The sequence below is a fragment of the Cypionkella sp. genome (assembly GCF_030652235.1).
GTDB lineage: Bacteria > Pseudomonadota > Alphaproteobacteria > Rhodobacterales > Rhodobacteraceae > Cypionkella.
Genome location: NZ_JAUSBA010000028.1, coordinates 17502 through 37140 on the forward strand (window position 1 = coordinate 17502; position 19639 = coordinate 37140).

Genomic DNA, 19639 nt, shown 5'->3' on the forward strand with positions numbered 1-19639 from the left:
CTGCAGCCCCTTGCCCGCGACCTGCACCGCAGGCGAGTTCTGCGCAGAAATCGTGCGCGGAATTCGCGCGAATTCCGCCTAACCGATCAGCCGTTTGATCGCACCTGCATGGCCGGGTTTGGCCGCCAGCACGTCCGTGCCCAAGGCGCGGGCGGTGGCCAGCAGATCTTCGGGTGCGCAGATACGATCGATCAACCCCCAAGCCAGCGCCTCCTCTGCCTCAATCTTGGCGCCCGCCATCAGGATCAGCTTGGCGCGTGCGGGGCCGATCAGCGCTACCAGCCGTGCGGGGTCAGCCGGTTGCGGCAGATAGCCCAAGCGCATCACCGGATAGAAAAACTTCGCCCCCGGCACCGCAAGCCGTAGATCACAGGCCAACGCCATGCCCATAGCACCCCCAGCCAAAGTGCCATTCAACGCCGCAATCGTCAGCCCCGGCAGGCTGGCGATACGGTTGGAAAGCTGATCCCAGATCGGATCAGTGGCAAGGCCAGCCCGCGCCTCGTCCAGGTCAGCGCCAGCCGAGAACACCCGGCCCTCCCCGGTCAGGATCAACACCTGCGGCGGATCATCGAGTGCCACCAAAAGATCCGAGAGCATCGCGCGGCTCAGGGCATTGGCCTTGTCCGGGCGCTGCAAGGTCAGCAGCAGCAACCCGCCCTCGCGGGCAACGCCGATCATGCGATCAAGCCGACCGCGCGGCGCACGGCGTCTTCGCGCAACGACACATCGCGGCCGAGATAGCCGTCAGCGTCCGGCCCACACATCCAGACCAAACACTTGGCCGGCCAATCTGCCGGAATATGCACCGCGAAATCGAGTTGACTGACCGGATTGACGCCGCTTGCCTTGATCTTCACCTGCATCTCGGTCGCCACAGTCCCCGGAGACATGCCCAGCACCCTTATGCCATGTGCGGCTTCTTCCAGATGCGCCACGCGGGTCAGCATCAACGCCCCAGCCTTACTGGCGCAATAACCACCCCAGCCCTCCAGCGCGTTCACCGCAGCCCCCGACGACACCGTGATGATCGTGCCCGTCCCCTGCGCCTTCATAATCGGCAAAGCCGCGCGCATGCCGTGGAACACGCCCTTCAGATTGATATCAATCGCGGCGGAAAATGCCTCCACCCCGGCCTCAGCCAGCCGGGCAATCGGTTCGATCACGCCCGCGTTGTTGATCAGCACATCCAGCCGCCCGAACTGCGCCACGACCGCAGCCAAGGCCTGTGCCACATCGCCCGCATCCGCCACATCGCAGCACCGCGCCATCGCCTGCGGGCCGATTTCGGCGGCCAAAGCCATGATCTCGGCCTCGGATCGCGCCAGCAGCGCGACCTTTGCCCCCGCGCCCGCAAACGCCCGCGCCGCGGCGGCTCCTATGCCCCGGCTCGCCCCCGTGATCACCACAACCTTACCCTGCATCCTTGCCTCCTTCACGCCCACATGACAATTCCGTTTAGCCAAAACCGCGTCCTACGGAAAGCCTTGACCCTGCCAGCACTTAGACGGATGCTTGTCGGCAATATTTCCAATGAAAAGGCTTCATTATGAAACACTGGAAACTTGCGGGCAGCACCGCCGTATTGGCACTTCTGGCCGGAACCGGCGCATTCGCCGATGTAACCCCCGAAGAAGTCTGGCAAAACTGGCAGGACATGAGCACCTCGGCGGGCCAGACCGTCACGGCGACCAGCGCCGAGCGCGATGGCGACACTCTGGTCGTCGCGGGCGTAACCATCAGCTACGAAAAAGATGGCACGTCGTTCACCAGCGCGATTGACCAGATTGATTTTGCCGATAACGGCGATGGCAGCGTCGATGTCACCACGTCGGACAGCTACCAGATGGCGCTGAAAGCCCCGGCGGCCACCGAGATTGACGGCGCGATGCCGACCGATCTGAAAATCACCCTGACCCAACCCGAGATGGTGGTCACCGCCAGCGGCACTGTTGACGCGCTCAGCTATGAATTTGAGGGCCCCAGCCTGACGGTCAAGGTCGAGCCGGGCGATAGCGCCGCCGCGGCGCAAGGCAGCTTTGAGGTCGCATTGACCGATCTTTCGGGCAAATATCTGGTCGAAGGCGATGGCGAGGCCAAGAAGATCACCTCGGATTTCGCTGCGGCAAGCGTCAAGATCAGCGGTGCGGGCAAAGATGCCACCGCGAAATCGGATGCGACGTTCAGCGCCACCATCGCCGATGTCGCGGGCGACACCGACGGCAACTTCCTTGGCGCGGCTGCGATGGCGGATATGGCCAAGGCGCTGCAGGGCGGCTTTGCGATCGACGGCAACTTCAGCCATGGGGCGATGACCTTCGATCTGGCGGTGAATGAAGACGGCAAACCGACCAAGATCACCGGCGGCTCCGAGGGCGGCGACATGTCGTTTGCGATGGATGCCACCCATCTGCAATTCGGCGCGGGCGGCAAGGCGCTGAACCTGATGATCAACAGCGCCGACATCCCGTTCCCCGAGCTGAAACTCGGCTATCAGGAAGCCGCGTTCAACATGCTGATGCCCGTCGGCAAAACCACTGAACCCGCCGATTTCGCGTTTCTGACCAAGTTGGTCGGCTTCACCGTTTCCGACGAAGTCTGGGGCATGTTCGACCCAGCAGGCAGCCTGCCGCATGATCCGGCCACCGTGATCATTGACACCAAAGGCAAGGTCACCATGACCACCGATCTGTTCGACGAGGCCGCGATGGCCGCGTTGGGCGACACGCCTCCCGGTGATCTGAACGCACTGGACGTCACCGAGCTGAAAGCTTCGGTTGCCGGGGCCGAGCTGACGGGTGCGGGTACCTTCACGTTTGACAACACCGACAAAACCACATTCCCCGGCGTGCCTTTGCCAACGGGCAAGATGGATTTGAAGCTGACCGGCGGCAACACTTTGCTGGATAAACTGGTGGCGATGGGGCTTTTGCCGCAGGATCAGGCAATGGGCTTCAAAATGATGGTGTCGATGTTCGCCAATTCGGCGGCGGACAAAGACGAGATGACCTCTACGCTGGAGTTCAAGGACAAAGGCTTTTACGCCAACGGCCAGAAGCTGCAGTAAGCCAGTAACCCCGAAAAGCCTAAAGCCGCCCATCTCGGGCGGCTTTTTCTTTGGACCGAAATAAAACTCAGCGGGGCAGAGTTTTCCGGTTCATTGCTCATAAGCCGCAAGGCATTGAGCAAGGGGGGGTGTCCCGCAAACCATCGCCAGCCAATCTGGCGTTTCCGCAAAACCTGCGCAAAACGACCCAAAGATTAACAAGTCCTTAAACTCACCACCCCAAGACACTGATATAAAACAACATTTTTTGGTCCCGAGTTGGGACCACCCTAAATTCACAACCGCCGCAGGCAATTCTGCGACAGATACAAATCATCCGCCGCCGCATCGAACGGGATGCCCGCGTAATCCAAATTCCCCGCCACCGCAGGCCGCGCGATCGCTTGCGGCGCGGGGGTTGGCACCGTCGCCGCCGTCAACGCATTGCCGGTGGTATCGATCACCCCACCCACCACCAGCCGGGTGCTGAAACTCATGTTCTCAATCCGCCCGCCCACTGCACTGCCCAAAAGGTTGAACCCAGCCGAGACCGCCGCCTGCTGCAACGCCTGCTTCGGTGTCTTGCCCTCGACCAGCGATTGCGCGCCCTGCACGCCGCCTTGCAAGCCCGATCCGACAAACATCAACTGGATCTGCTCGGATCGCATCAGCGCCGGATTGCCCCCGGCAATCCCCACCATGCCAACGATGAACGTGCCTGATCCATTGATCACCGCCGCCCCCACATTGCCAGTATCCTGATAGGTCGCCGTGCCGCGCAGCACCGACCCCGCCCCCAGCACGCCAAACGCCGCCCCGCCCGACAAAAGCCCAGCCCCCACCACCAATATCGTGGCCGAGGTATCGCGGGTGAACTGCGCGACCGCCAGCGCCGTCTCCCAGCCCGTGACATTGTTGGAAATACTTTCCGATGACTGCCGCGTTGCCCTGCGCCGCATCGCCTCTACGGCGTTGAAATCACTGCGCCCGCGCGCCATCATCCCCAGCAGGTTCGACCGCATCCCCCCCGGATCGCGCGACAACCGCTCGGCGGCATCCAGATAAAAGGTGTTGGTTTCCTGATCGACATCCGCCCGCAGCCCGCTCCAATCGGTCTCAAACAGATAGGTCGTCGGCATCAGAAAGCCGTTTTCCACCGAGGTAATCTGCGAGCGCGCCTTGATCTTTTCCGCCCGCAACGCCGCGCGCAGCATTAGATAAACGCCCTCTTTATTGACGCCCCAGCGCTGACCCTGCACGTCCACCACCACCGTCCACGGCATGGCAAAATCCCTATTGTAAAAACTCTATGGGCCAAAGCGTGTCGGGTTTTCATGAAAACAGCCTCATCGAAAAAACGCCTTCGATCGCAAGCGCGAGGCAGCGATTTTCGACTCAATTTAAACCTGACCCGCTGTAAATATGCCCTTACATCTTGAACTCCGCCCGGAAAGCATGACTTTGAGCAGTAACGAAGTCAAATCCCTTAAGGATGCCGTATGTCCCGTCTTGCCTCGCTGACCGAAGCCCTCCTCCACGCCGCCAAAAAAGCCGGAGCAGAAGCCGCCGACGCGATGGCGCTCTCTGGCACCTCGCAATCCATCGACATCCGTGCAGGTGCGTTAGAGCAAGCCGAGCGGTCTGAAGCCACCGAGATCGGCCTGCGCGTTCTGATCGGCGGCCGCCAAGCCTGCGTTTCCGCCTCTGACACCTCCCCTGCCACCCTTGCCCGCCTTGCAGAACGCGCCGTCGCGATGGCGCGCGAAGCCCCTAATGATCCCTACGCAGGCCTCGCCGCGCCGGATCAGGTCGCCAAACATTGGGATCTCGCCGCCCTGCAACTGGTGGAAGACGCGGCAGAACCCTCCGCCGCGCATCTGGAATCCCTCGCCCGCGAAGCCGAAGCCGCCTCCATGGCGACCCCCGGCATCACCCAAGTCGAAGCCTCGGCAGGATACGGCCGCCGCCAAGTTCATCTCGCCGCCTCCAACGGTTTCGCAGGCGGCTATGAACGATCGTCGCATTCGGTCTCTGCCGTGGCCTTCACCGGATCTGGCACCGCGATGGAGCGTGATTACGCAGGCGAAGGCCGCATCTTCGCCGCCGACATGCCGTCGGCCACTGGTATCGGAACCTTAGCGTCAGAGCGCGCCCTCGCCCGCGCCGGGGCCACCAAACCCAAAACCGGCACTTATCCGGTGATTTTCGACGAGCGCGTCGCCTCCTCGCTGATCGGCCACCTGACCTCAGCCATCAACGGCGCTGCCATCGCACGCGGATCATCTTGGCTTTTGAACGGCTTAGGCACTCAAGTCCTGCCCGCCCACCTGTCTCTGATCGAAGACCCTTTGCGCCCCCGCATCGGTGGATCGCGCCCGTTTGACGGTGAGGGCCTGCCGTCAAACCGCCGCATGGTGGTGGAAAACGGCGTACTGCTGGGCTGGACCTTAGACCTTGCCACCGCCCGACAACTCGGCCTTGAAAGCACCGGAAACGCCGCGCGCGGCACCTCTGCCCCGCCCACACCCTCCAGCTCCAACCTAGATCTCACCCAAGGCGCAGCCTCCCGCGCCGACCTGATCCGCGACATGGGCACCGGCCTTTTGATCACCTCAATGATCGGCTCCACCATCAACCCCACGACGGGTGATTATTCCCGCGGCGCATCCGGTTTCTGGGTGGAAAACGGCGAAGTGCTGTACCCCGTCAACGAATGTACCATCGCGGGCAATTTGCGCGACATGCTCAAACGCATCATACCCGCCAACGACGCCCGCGCGCATCTATCCACACGCGTCCCCAGCCTGCTTGTCGAAGGCATGATCCTTGCCGGCGCATGATTTAGCCCTTCTCACCGAAGCTGCCCGTGCCGCAGGCGAAGTCGCGCTGCGCTACTGGAAGAACGCCCCGAAAGCCTGGGACAAAGCCGATGCCAGCCCCGTGACCGAGGCTGATCTGGCCTGCAACGACCTGATCATGGGCATCCTGCGCCGTGCCCGTCCGCACTATGGCTGGCTGTCCGAAGAAACCCCCGACGATACCGCCCGGCTTGAGACCGAATATCAGTTCATAATCGACCCCATCGACGGCACTCGCGCCTTTATTGCGGGAGAGAAGCACTTTTCCCACTCGCTTGCCGTCGCCCATAACGGCGAAATCACTGCCGCAGTGGTCTATCTGCCCGTGCTGGACAAGCTCTACACCGCGACCAAGGAGGGCCCCGCGCTGCGCGATGGCGAACCGATCCGGTGCAGCCAAAAATCATTGGCAGACACCCCTAACATCCTGACTTCAAAGCACTCTCTAGACCCCGAGCATTGGCGCGATGCCCCGCCCGACTTCCAACGCAGCTTCCGCGCCTCGCTGGCCTATCGCTTGTGTCTGGTGGCGGATGGCAGCTTTGACGGCATGATCACCCTCATGGATGCTTGGGAATGGGACATCGCCGCAGGCAGTTTGATCGCTGCCCGCGCGGGCGCGATGGTCACCGACAAACACGCAAAACCGCTGCGCTTCAACGACCCAAGCGCGCAATCAGCGGGCACTTTCGCCTGCGCGCCCGCCCTGCACAGCGATCTGATGCCACTGCTGAAACAATAGGGCCGCCCGAAGGCAGCCCTATATGCATTTTCATTCGCAAATATATGAACCAAAGTTCATATTACTTTTTCTTCGGTGGCACAAACCGCTTGGACGTATCCTTGGCATCCAGTTTCGGCCCGGCTGGCTTGGCGAAAGCAGGCTTGCCAAACGACTTACCCTCAGACCCATGCGATTTGGACCCAAAAGCTTTGCCCGGCTTGCCGTCGGCGCCGCCATGCGATTTAAACCCAGTCGATTTAGGCGCGTAAGCAGGCTTGTCGCCACGCGGTGCGTAAGGTTTCGCACCTTCAGCACGCGGCGCATAAGGCTTGCGATCGCCATCGTCACGCTTGGCATAAGGCTTGGCACCCTCGGCACGCGGCGCGTAAGGTTTACGCTCGCCATCCGCACGCGGTGCATAGGCAGGCTTGTCGCCACGCGGCGCGTAGGGTTTGCGGTCGCCATCTTCGCGCTTGGCATAGGGCTTCGCACCCTCGGCACGCGGCGCATACGGCTTGCGCTCACCATCGGCGCGCGGCGCATAAGCGGGTTTATCACCACGCGGCGCGTAAGGCTTGGCTTCGCGCGCCGCATAGGGCTTTGCATCGCCATCTTCGCGCTTGGCATAAGGTTTTGGCGCGCGCGGACGCGGCGCTTCGGCAGGTGCGGCCTCAGATCCCTTGATCGGATCATAACCATCCGCCGCCGCTTCCTCGACCAGACGCGAAGGCTTCGGCACATAGGGGGCTTTTTCGCGCTTCTCGTAGGCTGGCTTGTCGTAAGCTGGCTTTTCCGAACGCTCGGCCCGCGCCGGACGCTCTGCCCGATCCCGCGCAGGGGCGCGCGCGCTGCGTTCCGGGCGATCCATCGAAGGCTCGCCTTCCATCCGTTCCATCACCACGCCGTTTTCCAGCTCTAGCGCCAGACCAAACCGGCTCGCCAAAGCTTCAGCGATTTGCACGTAAGTGATGTCTTCCTGCACGCGGATCGCACCAATACCGTCTTTGGTGATCGACCCTGCGTCACAGATTTTCGGCAACAGCCAACGCGCTTCGGCACGGCCCGCGCGGCCAACCGACAAAGTATACCAGACCGAGGCACCAAATTCGCTGCGTTCGCGCGGCGGGGCTGCTTCGCGTGCTTCGCGCACCGGGCCTGTCTGATCCGACAGAACTTCCGGCGCCGAGCGCCCCGACCGCCACGATTGAACGTAGGCCGCCGCGATCTGTTCTGCACCAAAGCGTTCAATCAATTGCATCGCCATGCCCATCTCATCGGTCAGATTCTGACCAAACACCGGGTTTTCAAAGATGCGCATATCGTCTTTTTGCTGCACGTCGTCCGCCGACGGGGCCGAACCCCATTCCGCCACAACCTTCGCGCCCTGCAACAAACGCTGGGCTTTCTTGAACTCTGACGGCGCCACGATCAAGGCTGAGACGCCTTTCGATCCAGCGCGCCCCGTCCGACCCGAACGGTGCAGCAAGGTTTCCGAATTCGACGGCAAATCGGCGTGAATGACCAACTCCAGCCCCGGCAAGTCAATCCCGCGCGCGGCCACATCGGTCGCAATACAGACGTTCGCCCGGCCATTGCGCAACGCGGTCAGCGCATTGGTGCGCTCTTGCTGGCTAAGTTCGCCCGACAAAGCCACCACTTTGAAGCCACGATTGCCCATCCGCGCCATCAGGTGATTGACGTTCACCCGAGTTTTACAGAACACGATCGCAGCCTTGGCTTCATAAAACCGCAGCATGTTGAAAATCGCATGCTCACGATCCCGCACCGCCACCGACAGCGCGCGGTATTCGATATCGACGTGCTGCTTGGCCTCACCCTGTGCCGCGATCCGCAACGCATTGTTCTGGAAATCTTCTGCCAGCTTTGCGATCTCTTTCGGCACGGTGGCCGAGAACATCAGCGTGCGGCGGTCTTCCGGGGCTGCTGCAAGGATATACTCCAGATCTTCGCGGAAGCCCAAATCGAGCATCTCATCGGCTTCGTCCAGCACCGCAGCGCGCAGGCCCGACAGGTTCAGCGATTTGCGGTCGATATGGTCGCGCAACCGGCCCGGCGTGCCGACCACGATATGCGCGCCACGGTCCAGCACGCGCTTTTCGGTGCGGTAATCCATGCCGCCGACGCAGGTGGCAATTACCGCACCCGCGCTTGCGTAAAGCCATTCCAGCTCGCGCGCCACTTGCAGCGCCAATTCGCGGGTCGGTGCGATCACCAAGGCCAGCGGATTATCGGCATACAAAAGCTTATCCATGCCGCCCAAAATCTGGTCGGCAATCGCGATCCCGAAAGCCACGGTCTTGCCCGAACCAGTTTGCGCCGACACCAGCACATCACGGCCCTGCGCATCTGGTTGCAGCATCGCCGTCTGCACGGCGGTCAGGTTTTCATAGCCCTTAGCCGTCAAAGCCGCAGCCAAAGGCGCGGCAATCACTTGATCAATCATATCTTTTCCTGATGGGGGATGGCCTTGGCCATGCCCGTGAAGTCCCATAAACACGGCACCTCATTCCCCATCGCAAGCCAGCCTCCCTGCCACTTGCCCCGGAATCCTCGGGCCGAAGCAGGTCGCATAACGCAAACGACACGAGTTGTATATAGGTAGGGTGCGTGTTTCACGCACCTTCTCCAGCGCCCGCTCAGATCATCTTGATGGTATCTTTGCCCACCGCCAGCATATAGCCCCGGCGCGCAATCGTTTTGACCAACAACTCGCTGACCATCTGATTGCCCAAAGCATCGCGCAGCCGCTTCACCCGTGTCGCCCCCGCCGCTTCGTCACAATCGGCGGCATTGCGACCCGAGATCACGCCTTCAATCTGCGCGCCCGTCAGTACATCATCATCCATCCGCGCCTCGGCCAAGACGCTCAATGTTTCTATCGCCGCCTCAGTCAACGCAAATTCCATATCGTTGATATAAACTGCCCGCGCCTCGCGGCTGATCACCAAAGTGCTGACTTGAATCCCACTCCGCTGAATCGCTGAAATCCGCCGGTTCAACCCGATGATCGTCACCAGAAATACCAGCGCTGCCACCATCAAGGCGGTGGCAAACACCAACAGCACGAAGATCACGCTTCGATACCCGGTCAACACTTCCGAAAACGACGTCCCAGACTGCGCCAAAATCTCCAGCAATTTAATCTCAGCCCCGGTGTTGAGGTTGTTGTTCTCAACAAACAACCGCTCCACCCGCACGTTGAACGCATTGGCATCCGGCAGGTTGATGAACAAAAAAACTGCGGCGCCCAGCAAGATCAGCACAATAGCTGCTATCCCGCCCGCAACCACCCGGTTGCCCGCCTTCAGCACATCAGTAGCGGAGGAAGTACTCTCCTGCACTGGCTTTCCTTTCACCCAAACCTTCGGGGCCAAAGGTGGACAATACGTTCAGCAAAGTCCAGCCATCCGCCGCCAGCCTGGGCTTAAGTTCGCCTTGCGCAGCCGCCTTGCTGCCGCAAGCGCCATCGGAAATCTGTGCCACACCATAATGCAGCCGCAACGGGCTGTCCTGCTTGGCCTTGTAATCGGCATAACATTCAGCGCTCGCCGGCAGCGCCACGCCAAAAGCCAAAATTGCCGCAAGTAACAGGCGCATGATCTGCACTCCCTAAATCGTTACCAGCACCTTGGGCAAAACCGCGCAGCTATTCAATATCGAAGCGGGTTTACGGCGCTGCTATCGCCTATCAACCGACGGATATTGCTTGGCCAGGCGTTGAACGACCAGTCTCAGGTATCGGCTTCACAGAGGCCCGCCCAACACATCCCATAAGAAGCAGGTCATCATGTCCAACAGGTCATACGCATCCGAGACCCTCGCCGAAACCATCCACGCCCGGCGCGACACCCGACAGACGCCGATGTTCACCCTGAAGCGCCAAGCGAATATTCTGATTGTGTTGCTGATAGCGATCTCACTTTTGGCCGCCACCGCGATGCCGTCGCATGCCGACAAGCGCGGCGACAATTTTGCCAAGATCATCGCAGGCGCTTTGGTGATCGGCCTGATCGCCAAGACCATCGACGACAACAAGGACCGCAACAAACCCAAACCGCACCATCCGCAACCGCAGCCCTATCCCGAACCGAGTTATCTGCCGCGCGTGCCCTCGGTCTGCGCGATCAGCATCGACAGCAATTCCGGCGATGCGGTGACAATGTATTCGCAGAAATGCCTGCGCCGCGAAGGTTTTGATTACCGCCTGCCGAACTGTGCCCGCGATGTGCGGATCTATGGCGAAGCTGACCGGGTCTATTCCGCGCAATGCTTGCGCGACGCGGGTTTCCGCTTGGGCAGGTAACGCACAGAATCCGGGCCGCATCCCGATCCCTTAGCGGTCCGACCCTTGGGGGCGAAGGCTTGAGCAGCTTCGCCCCCCTTTTTTTGCCCGCATTTTCACGCTACGCGCAAGGCATGAAAAAATTCTCCGCCCATTTCGACTATGAAACCGCAGCCTATGCCCTTGGCCACCGCCAGATCGCGGGCGTGGATGAAGTGGGCCGAGGCCCGCTCGCAGGCCCGGTCACCGCCGCTGCTGTCATCCTTGACCCCAATAACATCCCCCCAGGTCTGGCCGATTCCAAAACCCTCACCGCCGCCCGCCGCGAAGCGCTTTATGATGCCATCCTGACATCGGCGCTGTGCTGCATCGCCCATGCCTCGGTCGAGGAAATCGACCAACTCAACATCCTGCGCGCCAGCCATCTCGCGATGGAGCGTGCCGTCGCGGGTCTGCCGCAAACGCCCGACCATGTCCTGATCGACGGCAACCTGATTCCAGCGAATCTGAAGGGTCGCGCGCAAGCGATCATCAAGGGCGATGCCAAATCACTTTCCATCGCCGCCGCCTCGATCATCGCCAAAGTGGCGCGCGATCGCATCATGGTGGATTTGGCGCAACAATACCCCGGCTATGGCTGGGAGGCGAACGCCGGATACCCGACAAAGATGCATCAGTTGGCGCTCCTAAATCTTGGGGTTACGCCTGCGCATAGACGTTCGTTCAAACCTATCCACAAGATGTTGTATCAAGACAAATCTGTAACCCCTTGATTCAATAAAGAATTTGACGAGTTATCCACAATGACTCATTCTCTGCATCAACAAACGGTGAATAACACCGAGGGCAGAGGCAAAGCATGGCGACGAAAAGCAAACCGGCGGTGGAGCATATCCTTCCGCTGAACCAAATCCTTGATGGCGACTGTATCGAGCGGATGAACGCGCTTCCGGCGGGCTCGATAGACCTGATCTTCGCCGACCCCCCCTATAACCTGCAGCTGAAAGGCGATCTGCATCGCCCGGACAACAGCAAGGTCGATGCGGTCGATGATCACTGGGATCAATTCGCCAGCTTCGCCGCCTATGACAAATTCACCCGGGAATGGTTGGCAGCCGCAAAACGCCTGCTGAAACCAAACGGCGCGATCTGGGTGATTGGCTCTTATCACAACATCTTCCGCGTCGGCTCGGCCTTGCAGGATCAGGGCTATTGGATGCTGAACGATGTGGTTTGGCGTAAATCCAACCCGATGCCAAACTTCCGTGGCAAACGTCTGACCAATGCGCATGAAACCCTGATCTGGGCCTCGCGTGATGAAGACAGCAAGTACACCTTCAACTACGAAGCGCTGAAAGAGCTCAATGACGGCGTACAGATGCGTTCGGACTGGGTGCTGCCGATCTGTACCGGGCATGAACGCCTGAAGGATGAGAACGGCGACAAAGCGCATCCGACGCAAAAGCCGGAATCCTTGCTGCACCGCGTGCTGATCGCCACAACCAATACCGGCGATGTCGTGCTGGACCCGTTCTTTGGCACCGGCACCACCGGCGCTGTCGCCAAAATGTTGGGGCGCGATTTCATCGGCATTGAGCGCGAAGACGCCTACCGTAAGGTCGCCGCCGAGCGCATCTCACGCGTCCGCCGTTTCGACGCATCAGCTTTGGAAATCACCGGCAGCAAACGCTCCGAGCCTCGCGTCCCCTTCGGCCAAGTCGTGGAACGCGGCATGCTGCGCCCCGGTGAAGAACTCTACTCGGTAGGCTCCCGTTTCTCCGCCAAAGTCCGCGCCGATGGCACTTTGATTGGCCTTGACGTGAAAGGCTCGATCCACCAAGTCGGTGCCGCCTATGAAGGTGCGCCGTCCTGCAACGGCTGGACCTATTGGCACTTCAAGCGCGACGGCAAGATGATCCCAATCGACATCCTGCGCCAACAAATCCGCGCCGAAATGGAAGCCGACCAAGGCCGCCCGCACTAGCAGGGGTGGGTTAGCACCCCCCCCTTCCCCCAGATTTCGAACGCCTGTGTCATGGTTCCGCCCATGACACCACTGCCTCAGCATGCACGTCATGCTGAGGTTTTTTCCGTTAGGCCGCCCGCCCAAGTTGCGCTAGCATCGCTGCATTGACGCCAGATATTTGAGCCCATCATGCAGCCCGATCTGCCCAGCCTGACGCGCATTTGCCAAGCCGAGGAAACTGCCCTCAGGACGATTTTCGAGGGTATCGCGGCGGCGTTCGCTCCGCCATACGCCCCGAAAATCCGCGCCCAGATCACCAGCCTGATGACCCTTGCCGAGCCTCACCGCCACGCCCTGCAACGCGCCCACAGCTTTCATCTGCAAAGCCCGGCCTTGCGCGCCCTGCCGATGCACGCCCCCGAGCGACAGTATTTCGATGCCGTTTTGCGTCATCTCCGCCTCTATCCCACCGCCATCACCCGCCTGCAATCCGCGCTCCGCCACCGCCTGCCGCTGTTTCCGCCACCCCCGCCGCCCTTCGGCCCCGAGGCGCAAACGCTCGCGCTGCACAGCCGCACTTGGGACCGCATGCACGCGCATCTCAGCCCGCACATCCCCAATCTTTATCACGACACCCCCGGCCACCACGGCGATCTGCCCTATCCCAGCACTGATTTCCTGCGCTACGCCATGGCCGCGCGGCGGATTTGCTTGGCGATGGACAAACACGCCCCGGCATTTCTGGATGTCGGCTGCGGCATCGGCTTGAAGGTATTGCAAGCGGCTGAGTTGTTCGCGCAAGCCGACGGTCTGGAGTATGAACCCGCCCATGCTGCCGCAGGCCAAACGATGCTGCAGCGCGGCGGGTGGCCGGTGGCCCAGATCTTCCACGCCGACGCGCTGACCTTTGAGCGTTACGGCGATTACGATGTGCTTTATGTCTACAAACCGATGTATGGCGCGGCGTTAGAGCAGATGGAGGCCCGCCTGACCGGCCAAGCCCGCCCCGGCACTCTGTTGATCGCGCCCTATACCGATTTCACCACCCGGTTTGAAACCATGGGATGCACGCGGATTGAGGGCTTTCTTTACATCATCCGCCCGCCGAAACCCCTACCCGCCCTGCTGCAGCGCGCCACGACGGTCGGCTGCGCTCTGCCTGCGCGGCCCAAGAATGGCTATGCCGAGGATGGTTTTCTGGCCCCGCTGCACCTTGCGCTGCGCCGCTGGGGCCATGGCGACTGATCCGCTGCGCCTCAAGCGTTTCCGCCTTCCTCGCTTGCACCAACACGCTTTGCTGCGAAGAAAGCCGTCAGGCTTGATGCGCACCTCTGCCGGCCGACGCGCCCTTCGGATCCGGATTCAGCGCCTTGTTATAGCCGTACCAGTCGGTGATATCGGGGTAATACTGCGCTCGCCATGCCTTCACCCGCCTGTTCATCAGCCGTTTCCACACGGGTGGCACCATCGCCGCCATCGTCATCACCGGATAGCCATAGGGCAGTTGCGGCGCGTCATCGGAGCTATAGGTTTGCAGCAAAGGAAACCGCCGATCCGGTTTGTAATGATGATCGGAATGGCGCTGCAAATTGATCAAGAGCCAGTTTGACGCCCGATGCGAGGCGTTCCAACTGTGGCGCGGCAGCACATGTTCATAGCGCCCCTCGCCCAGATAGCGCCGGGTCAGACCGTAATGCTCGATGTAATTCACCAGTTCCAACTGCCAGACCGCGACCCAAGCCTGCCACAAAAACAGCGCCAGACCGATCCAGCCGCCCAAGGCCAAAGCCAGCAGCAGCATCGCACCCTGCAAGCCCCAATAACGCCAATACGGGCTGGATTTGTCTAAAGATTTCAGCCCTTTGCGCGCCAGCATCGCAGATTCGGCTTTCCAAGCCGATTGGTGGCATTGCAACAAAACCCGTGGGAAAAACCGATGGAAGCCTTCATTATAGCGCGCTGTCACCGGATCACGCGGCGTGCCGACATATAAGTGATGTACACGCAGATGTTCGGATCGGAAATGGCTATAGAGCACGCTTGCCAGCAGCAGATCGCCCAAAGCCCGCTCCCACGTCGGTTTTTGATGCATCAGTTCATGCGCGTAATTGATCCCGATGGTGCCCGAGACCACGCCCATGCCAAAAAACAGCCCGATCTTTTCGGCCGCGCCCAAACCCACCGCCTGCGGCACATACCACAGCATCCAACACAGCAAGGTAAACTGCGCCGGAAACCAGATCAGTGTGACCAGACGGTAGTATTTCAATCCCGCTTCCGGCGTATTCAGATCGGCGTTATCCTCATTCCGCCCGGTCACCGCATCCAGCAGCGAGAACATCCCCCACGCATAAAATGGCAGCGCCAGCACGAACCAGCCGCCCCAGAGTGCCGCCAGCACCGCCACCGGGATCATCCCCAAAGACAGCCAGAACGGCAGAGCATTTTGCAGGCGTTGCACATCGGCGCTTGGAATAACTGTCATCATGGCCCTCTTTTGCGGCCAGTCTAACGCAAAATCCACACCACTCAACGCGGCGTTTTGCCTTGGAACGCAAGGTCATAGGCCTTGCGCATCAAGGTTGGCAGATCATCGGGGTTTAGCTGCATATATTCGCCTCTCTGCGGATTGGCTGCGGAATCAGCGGCATTCACCTGCAAGATTAGGTGGAAATGTGTGAAGGTATGCTTAACTTCCCCCAAATTTTTCCAATCTGCCGCAAATGGCGCGCCTAAAGTTGTGCCATCCCAGCCATCTGACGGAAACCCCAGCATCCCGCCCAACAGCCCGCGCTCGGCCCGCCGCTCGACCAAAACCAGCCCGCCACGCGCGGCCACCCAAGCCACGCCCTGCCGCACGGGCTTCTCAGCCTTTGCCAGCTTACGCGGAAATTCTGCCGCAAGTTCAAGACGTTGTGCCTCACACAGCCCCAACAAGGGGCAAATCCCGCACGCCGGGTTGCGCGGGGTGCAGATCGTCGCCCCCAGATCCATCACCGCTTGCGCGTAATCGCCGGGGCGCAGATTGGGCGTTAGCAGCCCCGCCAAACGCACCAATTCCGGCTTGGCCCCAGGCAAGGGATCCTGCACCGCAAACAGCCGCGCCATCACCCGCTCGACATTGCCATCGACCACCACCGCAGGCTCATCATAACAAATCGCCGCCACCGCCGCCGCCGTATACGGCCCCACCCCCGGCAAAGCCCGCATCCCAGCCGCCGAGGCCGGAAACACCCCGCCATGATCCCGCACCACCGCCCGCGCGCAGGCGAGCAGATTGCGGGCGCGGGCGTAATAGCCAAGTCCCGCCCATTCCGCCATCACCTCGCCGTCCTGCGCCGCCGCCAAATCCGCAACCCTCGGCCAGCGCGCGATAAACCGTTGAAAATATGCGCCAACCGCCGCCACCGTGGTCTGCTGCAACATCACTTCCGACATCCAGACCCGGTAGGGATCGGCGCGCAGGCCCGCCGCGCGCGCAGCAGGCGACACCCGCCACGGCATCACCCGCGCCGATCGGTCATACCAGCCCAGCAAGCGCTGGCTTACTTCCGCGTCACGCAATCTTTATCCCCTCGCTTCCGCCGACCCTTGGCGAACCCGCAGTCCTACCGCTAGAATAGCCCGAACCACGGATAGGACCAGATGGCCCGCACGCCCAGCCCACTTCCCTCTGCCCATCGCCGCATTCGCGGCTTTGAAGCCACATCGGGGCTGTTGAAGGATCAAATCCGCAAGATCGGTGAATCGCGTGGCTTTGCCATCGCCCGCCTGCTCACCCATTGGCCCGAGATCGCGGGCGAGGATATGGCCCGGATCACAAGGCCGGTCAAAGTCGGCTATGGTCGTGAGGGCATGGGGGCGTCACTGACGCTGCTCACCACCGGGCCAAACGCCCCCATCGTTGAAATGCAGAAGGAAAAGCTGCGCGAACGTGTCAACGCCGTCTATGGCTATGCCGCGATCTCGCGCATCCTGATCACCCAGACCGCCGCTACGGGGTTCGCCGAAGGTCAGGCCGAGTTCAGCCATAAACCGAAAGCGCCGCCCGCGCCGGATCCTGCCATACAAGCCGAGGCCGCCCGCACCGCCGCCCCGATCCAGAACGACGACCTGCGCCAAGCTCTTGAACGGCTTGGGCAAAACATATTAAATCGCCGCAAACTCAAGGAAAGCTGACCCATGGCCAAAACCCTCGCAACCACCGCCGCTCTGGCCCTGATCGCGGGCCTTGGCCTGTCGTCACTCACCCATGCGCAAACCACCGCGCCCGCCACCACCACCACCGAGGTGCCCGCCACCCCGGCCACCCCGGTGGTGATCGACCCCGCCACTATCCCCGATTACGGCATCGGCCAGATCGACGCCAAGGTGAAGATCGTCGAGTATCTGTCCTTCACCTGCCCACATTGCGCCGCCTTCCATACTGAGGTTTATCCCCAACTGAAAGCCGACTACATCGACACCGGCAAAGTTCGCCTCGAATATCACGAGGTCTATTTCGACCGCTACGGTCTGTGGGCTGCGATGATGGCCCGTTGCGGCGGTGAAATGCGCTATATGGGCATCACCGATATCATCCTCGACACCCAGCAAGACTGGGCCAATTCCGATGATCCGAACGCAGTCGTCGAAAACCTGAAGAAGATCGGGCGCACCGCCGGGATGGACGACAAAACCCTCGACGCCTGCATGAAAGATGCCCCGATGGCCGAAGCTTTGGTCAAGCATTTTGAAACCAACATGGCCGCCGACCAGATCGAAGGCACCCCGACCTTCATCATCAACGGCACCAAGCACGCCAACATGGCCTATGCCGATCTGAAAACCGTGCTCGACGCAGAACTGGCGAAGTAAATGAACACTCCACTGGCGGGCGTCAAAGTCATTGAACTGGCTCGGATTCTGGCTGGCCCTTGGGCTGGTCAGACCTTGGCCGATCTGGGGGCCGACGTGATCAAGGTCGAAGCCCCCGAGGGCGATGACACCCGCCGCTGGGGACCACCCTTTATCGAACGCGATGGCGACAAAAGTGCCGCCTATTTCTACGCCACCAATCGCGGCAAACGCTCGATCACCTGCGATTTCCGCACGCCGGAAGGTCAGGAAACCGTCCGCCGTCTGATCGCCGACGCCGATGTGTTGATTGAGAATTTCAAAGTCGGTGGCCTTGCCAAATACGGCCTCGACTATGCCTCTCTCAGCAAAATAAACCCCAAGCTGGTCTATTGCTCGGTCACAGGCTTTGGCCAAACCGGCCCCTACGCCCACCGCGCCGGCTACGATTTCATCATCCAAGGTATGGCCGGCCTGATGTCGGTCACAGGCGAACCCGGCGGTCAGCCGCAAAAAGTGGGCGTCGCGGTGACGGATGTCTTCACAGGCGTTTACTCCGCCACCGCCATCCTCGCCGCCCTGCTGCAACGCGACCGCACCGGCGTGGGCCAACACATCGACATGTCGCTCTTGGATGTCGCCACCTCGATCATGGCCAACCAGTCGATGAACTACCTCGTCTCCGGCACCCCACCCGGCATGATGGGCAACGCCCACCCCAACCTCGCCCCCTATGCCGTGTTCGATTGCGCCGATGGCTGGATCATCCTCGCCACCGGAAACGACGCGCAATACCGCCGCCTCTGCGCGATCCTTGGCCTTGACGACATGGCCACCGCCCCAAATTTCGCCACCAACGCCGACCGCATCGCCAACCGGGTTGAAATGACCGCAAGGATCACCGAGGCCACCAAACGCTGGACCAAAGTCGCGCTCCTCGCCGCTTGTGAGTCCGAAGGCGTCCCCGCAGGCCCGATCAACTCGCTAGATGAAGTCTTCGCCGACCCGCAAGTCATCGCCCGCCAACTCCAGATCGCCCCCGAAGGCCTCCCCGGAGTCCGCTCCCCGATGACCTTCTCTGGCGCAGAATTGTCGCTAGACCGCCCCGCCCCCAAACTCGGCGAACACCAAAACGAAGTGTAGGGTGCGTGATTTCACGCATCACTTTTTGCTTCGCCCCGCTCACCCCAAAGGGCAACGCCTGACCGCCGGGTGGGCAAGCCACAGAATTTCTAGGCGCTTTATACCTCAACAAACCCCACAGATATTCTAAGCAAGACACCGCAAAAGCGCCCGCCCGAGGGGGCGGTCAGGCGCTGCCCGGCGGCGCCAAAGCGCCTTGATTCCTGGCTGGGGCTTTGCTTGATTGGTAGGAAAGGGAAATGTGTTTATGAAGGCGCTTGTGCCTGTATCATCGCCTGCAATTTCGGTGAGACTGTAGCCATCTATTTTTAGGGGAAGCAGGTCAAGTTTCCACAATGTAGAGGTCCATGGCACAGGATCGGAGCGTATATGTTAAACGTTTCAAATATTTCGCCGATGCGCACCACCAAGCTTGATAAACAGCTTATGCCTTCCCACATCCACGGGAGGAAAATTGTTACCAACTCAGCCTACGTTAAGGGAGATAAATATGGGGCGTGCGAAAGAAGCTATGATTGAACATGAGGGCAATCTTGCCGCTGCAGCTTCATACCTTGTGCAGATTGGCAGCTTGCAACAATGTCAGTCCCACCATGAAATCTATGGAGGTGGTTTCTGGGATCTAGCAGGCCGCTGAAATAGTCGTCCCTCGACGCGGTTTGAGGAACGTGATTCACTCTGGGCAAGGCAATGTCGGGGGGTTGGAATGCGCGGTATGGATGAGAAGAGCGGCTCGCTGTTCAGCTATGTCGATCTTGAAGAT

18 protein-coding genes are annotated in these 19639 nt (G+C 60.7%); 10 read left to right on the top strand and 8 right to left on the bottom strand.

The window, feature by feature from the left end; genetic code table 11:
• Window positions 1-78 precede the first annotated feature (78 nt).
• On the bottom strand, window positions 79-681 hold the full coding sequence (locus tag Q7V03_RS08850; RefSeq protein ID WP_304925239.1) for an enoyl-CoA hydratase/isomerase family protein: 603 nt from the start codon (window positions 679-681) through the stop codon (window positions 79-81).
• Window positions 678-1424 (bottom strand): SDR family oxidoreductase, encoded by a 747-nt coding sequence (locus tag Q7V03_RS08855; protein WP_304925240.1) that lies wholly within the window; start codon window positions 1422-1424, stop codon window positions 678-680. The genes Q7V03_RS08850 and Q7V03_RS08855 overlap by 4 nt, the downstream gene beginning before the upstream one ends.
• Before the next feature lie 125 nt (window positions 1425-1549).
• Between Q7V03_RS08855 and Q7V03_RS08860 the strand changes: the two genes are divergently transcribed.
• Window positions 1550-3067 (top strand): DUF2125 domain-containing protein, encoded by a 1518-nt coding sequence (locus tag Q7V03_RS08860; RefSeq protein WP_304925241.1) that lies wholly within the window; start codon window positions 1550-1552, stop codon window positions 3065-3067.
• 275 nt (window positions 3068-3342) lie between these two features.
• Here the strand turns inward: Q7V03_RS08860 and Q7V03_RS08865 are convergent, their stop codons facing one another.
• Window positions 3343-4329: a hypothetical protein gene (locus Q7V03_RS08865; RefSeq protein WP_304925242.1), complete on the bottom strand. Its 987-nt coding sequence runs from the start codon at window positions 4327-4329 to the stop codon at window positions 3343-3345.
• 216 nt (window positions 4330-4545) lie between these two features.
• On the opposite strand from Q7V03_RS08865, the gene Q7V03_RS08870 reads away from it, so the two are divergent.
• Together Q7V03_RS08870 and Q7V03_RS08875 are read left to right on the top strand one after the other, a co-directional pair.
• Window positions 4546-5886: a TldD/PmbA family protein gene (locus Q7V03_RS08870; RefSeq protein ID WP_304925243.1), complete on the top strand. Its 1341-nt coding sequence runs from the start codon at window positions 4546-4548 to the stop codon at window positions 5884-5886.
• On the top strand, window positions 5873-6646 hold the full coding sequence (locus Q7V03_RS08875; protein ID WP_304925244.1) for a 3'(2'),5'-bisphosphate nucleotidase CysQ: 774 nt from the start codon (window positions 5873-5875) through the stop codon (window positions 6644-6646). Before Q7V03_RS08870 ends, Q7V03_RS08875 begins: the two co-directional genes overlap by 14 nt.
• 61 nt (window positions 6647-6707) lie before the next feature.
• Here the strand turns inward: Q7V03_RS08875 and Q7V03_RS08880 are convergent, their stop codons facing one another.
• The 3 genes from Q7V03_RS08880 to Q7V03_RS08890 all read right to left on the bottom strand — a co-directional run bounded on the left by Q7V03_RS08880 (window position 6708) and on the right by Q7V03_RS08890 (window position 10246).
• Window positions 6708-9092, bottom strand: a complete 2385-nt coding sequence (locus tag Q7V03_RS08880) for a DEAD/DEAH box helicase (protein WP_304925245.1) — start codon at window positions 9090-9092, stop codon at window positions 6708-6710.
• A 193-nt stretch (window positions 9093-9285) separates the two neighbouring features.
• Window positions 9286-9990: a hypothetical protein gene (locus Q7V03_RS08885; protein WP_304925246.1), complete on the bottom strand. Its 705-nt coding sequence runs from the start codon at window positions 9988-9990 to the stop codon at window positions 9286-9288.
• Window positions 9962-10246 carry a hypothetical protein gene (locus Q7V03_RS08890; protein WP_304925247.1) on the bottom strand — a complete coding sequence of 95 codons (285 nt, stop codon included), beginning with the start codon at window positions 10244-10246 and terminating at the stop codon, window positions 9962-9964. The genes Q7V03_RS08885 and Q7V03_RS08890 overlap by 29 nt, the downstream gene beginning before the upstream one ends.
• Before the next feature lie 190 nt (window positions 10247-10436).
• Between Q7V03_RS08890 and Q7V03_RS08895 the strand changes: the two genes are divergently transcribed.
• The 4 genes from Q7V03_RS08895 to Q7V03_RS08910 all read left to right on the top strand — a co-directional run bounded on the left by Q7V03_RS08895 (window position 10437) and on the right by Q7V03_RS08910 (window position 14142).
• Complete coding sequence (locus tag Q7V03_RS08895) at window positions 10437-10952, top strand: hypothetical protein (RefSeq protein ID WP_304925248.1); 516 nt, start codon at window positions 10437-10439, stop codon at window positions 10950-10952.
• A gap of 113 nt (window positions 10953-11065) precedes the next feature.
• Window positions 11066-11704, top strand: a complete 639-nt coding sequence (locus tag Q7V03_RS08900; protein WP_304925249.1) for a ribonuclease HII — start codon at window positions 11066-11068, stop codon at window positions 11702-11704.
• 86 nt (window positions 11705-11790) lie between these two features.
• Window positions 11791-12915, top strand: coding sequence for a site-specific DNA-methyltransferase (locus Q7V03_RS08905; RefSeq protein ID WP_304925250.1), 1125 nt, complete (start codon window positions 11791-11793; stop codon window positions 12913-12915).
• Between the two features lie 171 nt (window positions 12916-13086).
• On the top strand, window positions 13087-14142 hold the full coding sequence (locus Q7V03_RS08910) for a class I SAM-dependent methyltransferase (RefSeq protein WP_304925251.1): 1056 nt from the start codon (window positions 13087-13089) through the stop codon (window positions 14140-14142).
• 67 nt (window positions 14143-14209) lie between these two features.
• Here Q7V03_RS08910 and Q7V03_RS08915 read toward each other — a convergent pair whose 3' ends face one another.
• Complete coding sequence (locus Q7V03_RS08915) at window positions 14210-15382, bottom strand: alkane 1-monooxygenase (protein WP_304925252.1); 1173 nt, start codon at window positions 15380-15382, stop codon at window positions 14210-14212.
• A 44-nt stretch (window positions 15383-15426) separates the two neighbouring features.
• Window positions 15427-16401 carry an A/G-specific adenine glycosylase gene (locus Q7V03_RS08920; protein ID WP_304925256.1) on the bottom strand — a complete coding sequence of 325 codons (975 nt, stop codon included), beginning with the start codon at window positions 16399-16401 and terminating at the stop codon, window positions 15427-15429.
• A gap of 141 nt (window positions 16402-16542) precedes the next feature.
• Between Q7V03_RS08920 and Q7V03_RS08925 the strand changes: the two genes are divergently transcribed.
• From Q7V03_RS08925 to Q7V03_RS08935, 3 genes are read left to right on the top strand one after another with little or no spacing between them, the layout of a single operon-like run.
• Entirely contained in the window at window positions 16543-17076 is a 534-nt protein-coding gene (locus tag Q7V03_RS08925) for a DUF721 domain-containing protein (protein ID WP_304925253.1), read from the top strand.
• 3 nt (window positions 17077-17079) lie between these two features.
• On the top strand, window positions 17080-17754 hold the full coding sequence (locus tag Q7V03_RS08930) for a DsbA family protein (protein WP_304925254.1): 675 nt from the start codon (window positions 17080-17082) through the stop codon (window positions 17752-17754).
• Window positions 17755-18876: a CaiB/BaiF CoA-transferase family protein gene (locus Q7V03_RS08935; protein ID WP_304925255.1), complete on the top strand. Its 1122-nt coding sequence runs from the start codon at window positions 17755-17757 to the stop codon at window positions 18874-18876.
• The last annotated feature ends 763 nt before the right edge of the window (window positions 18877-19639 follow it).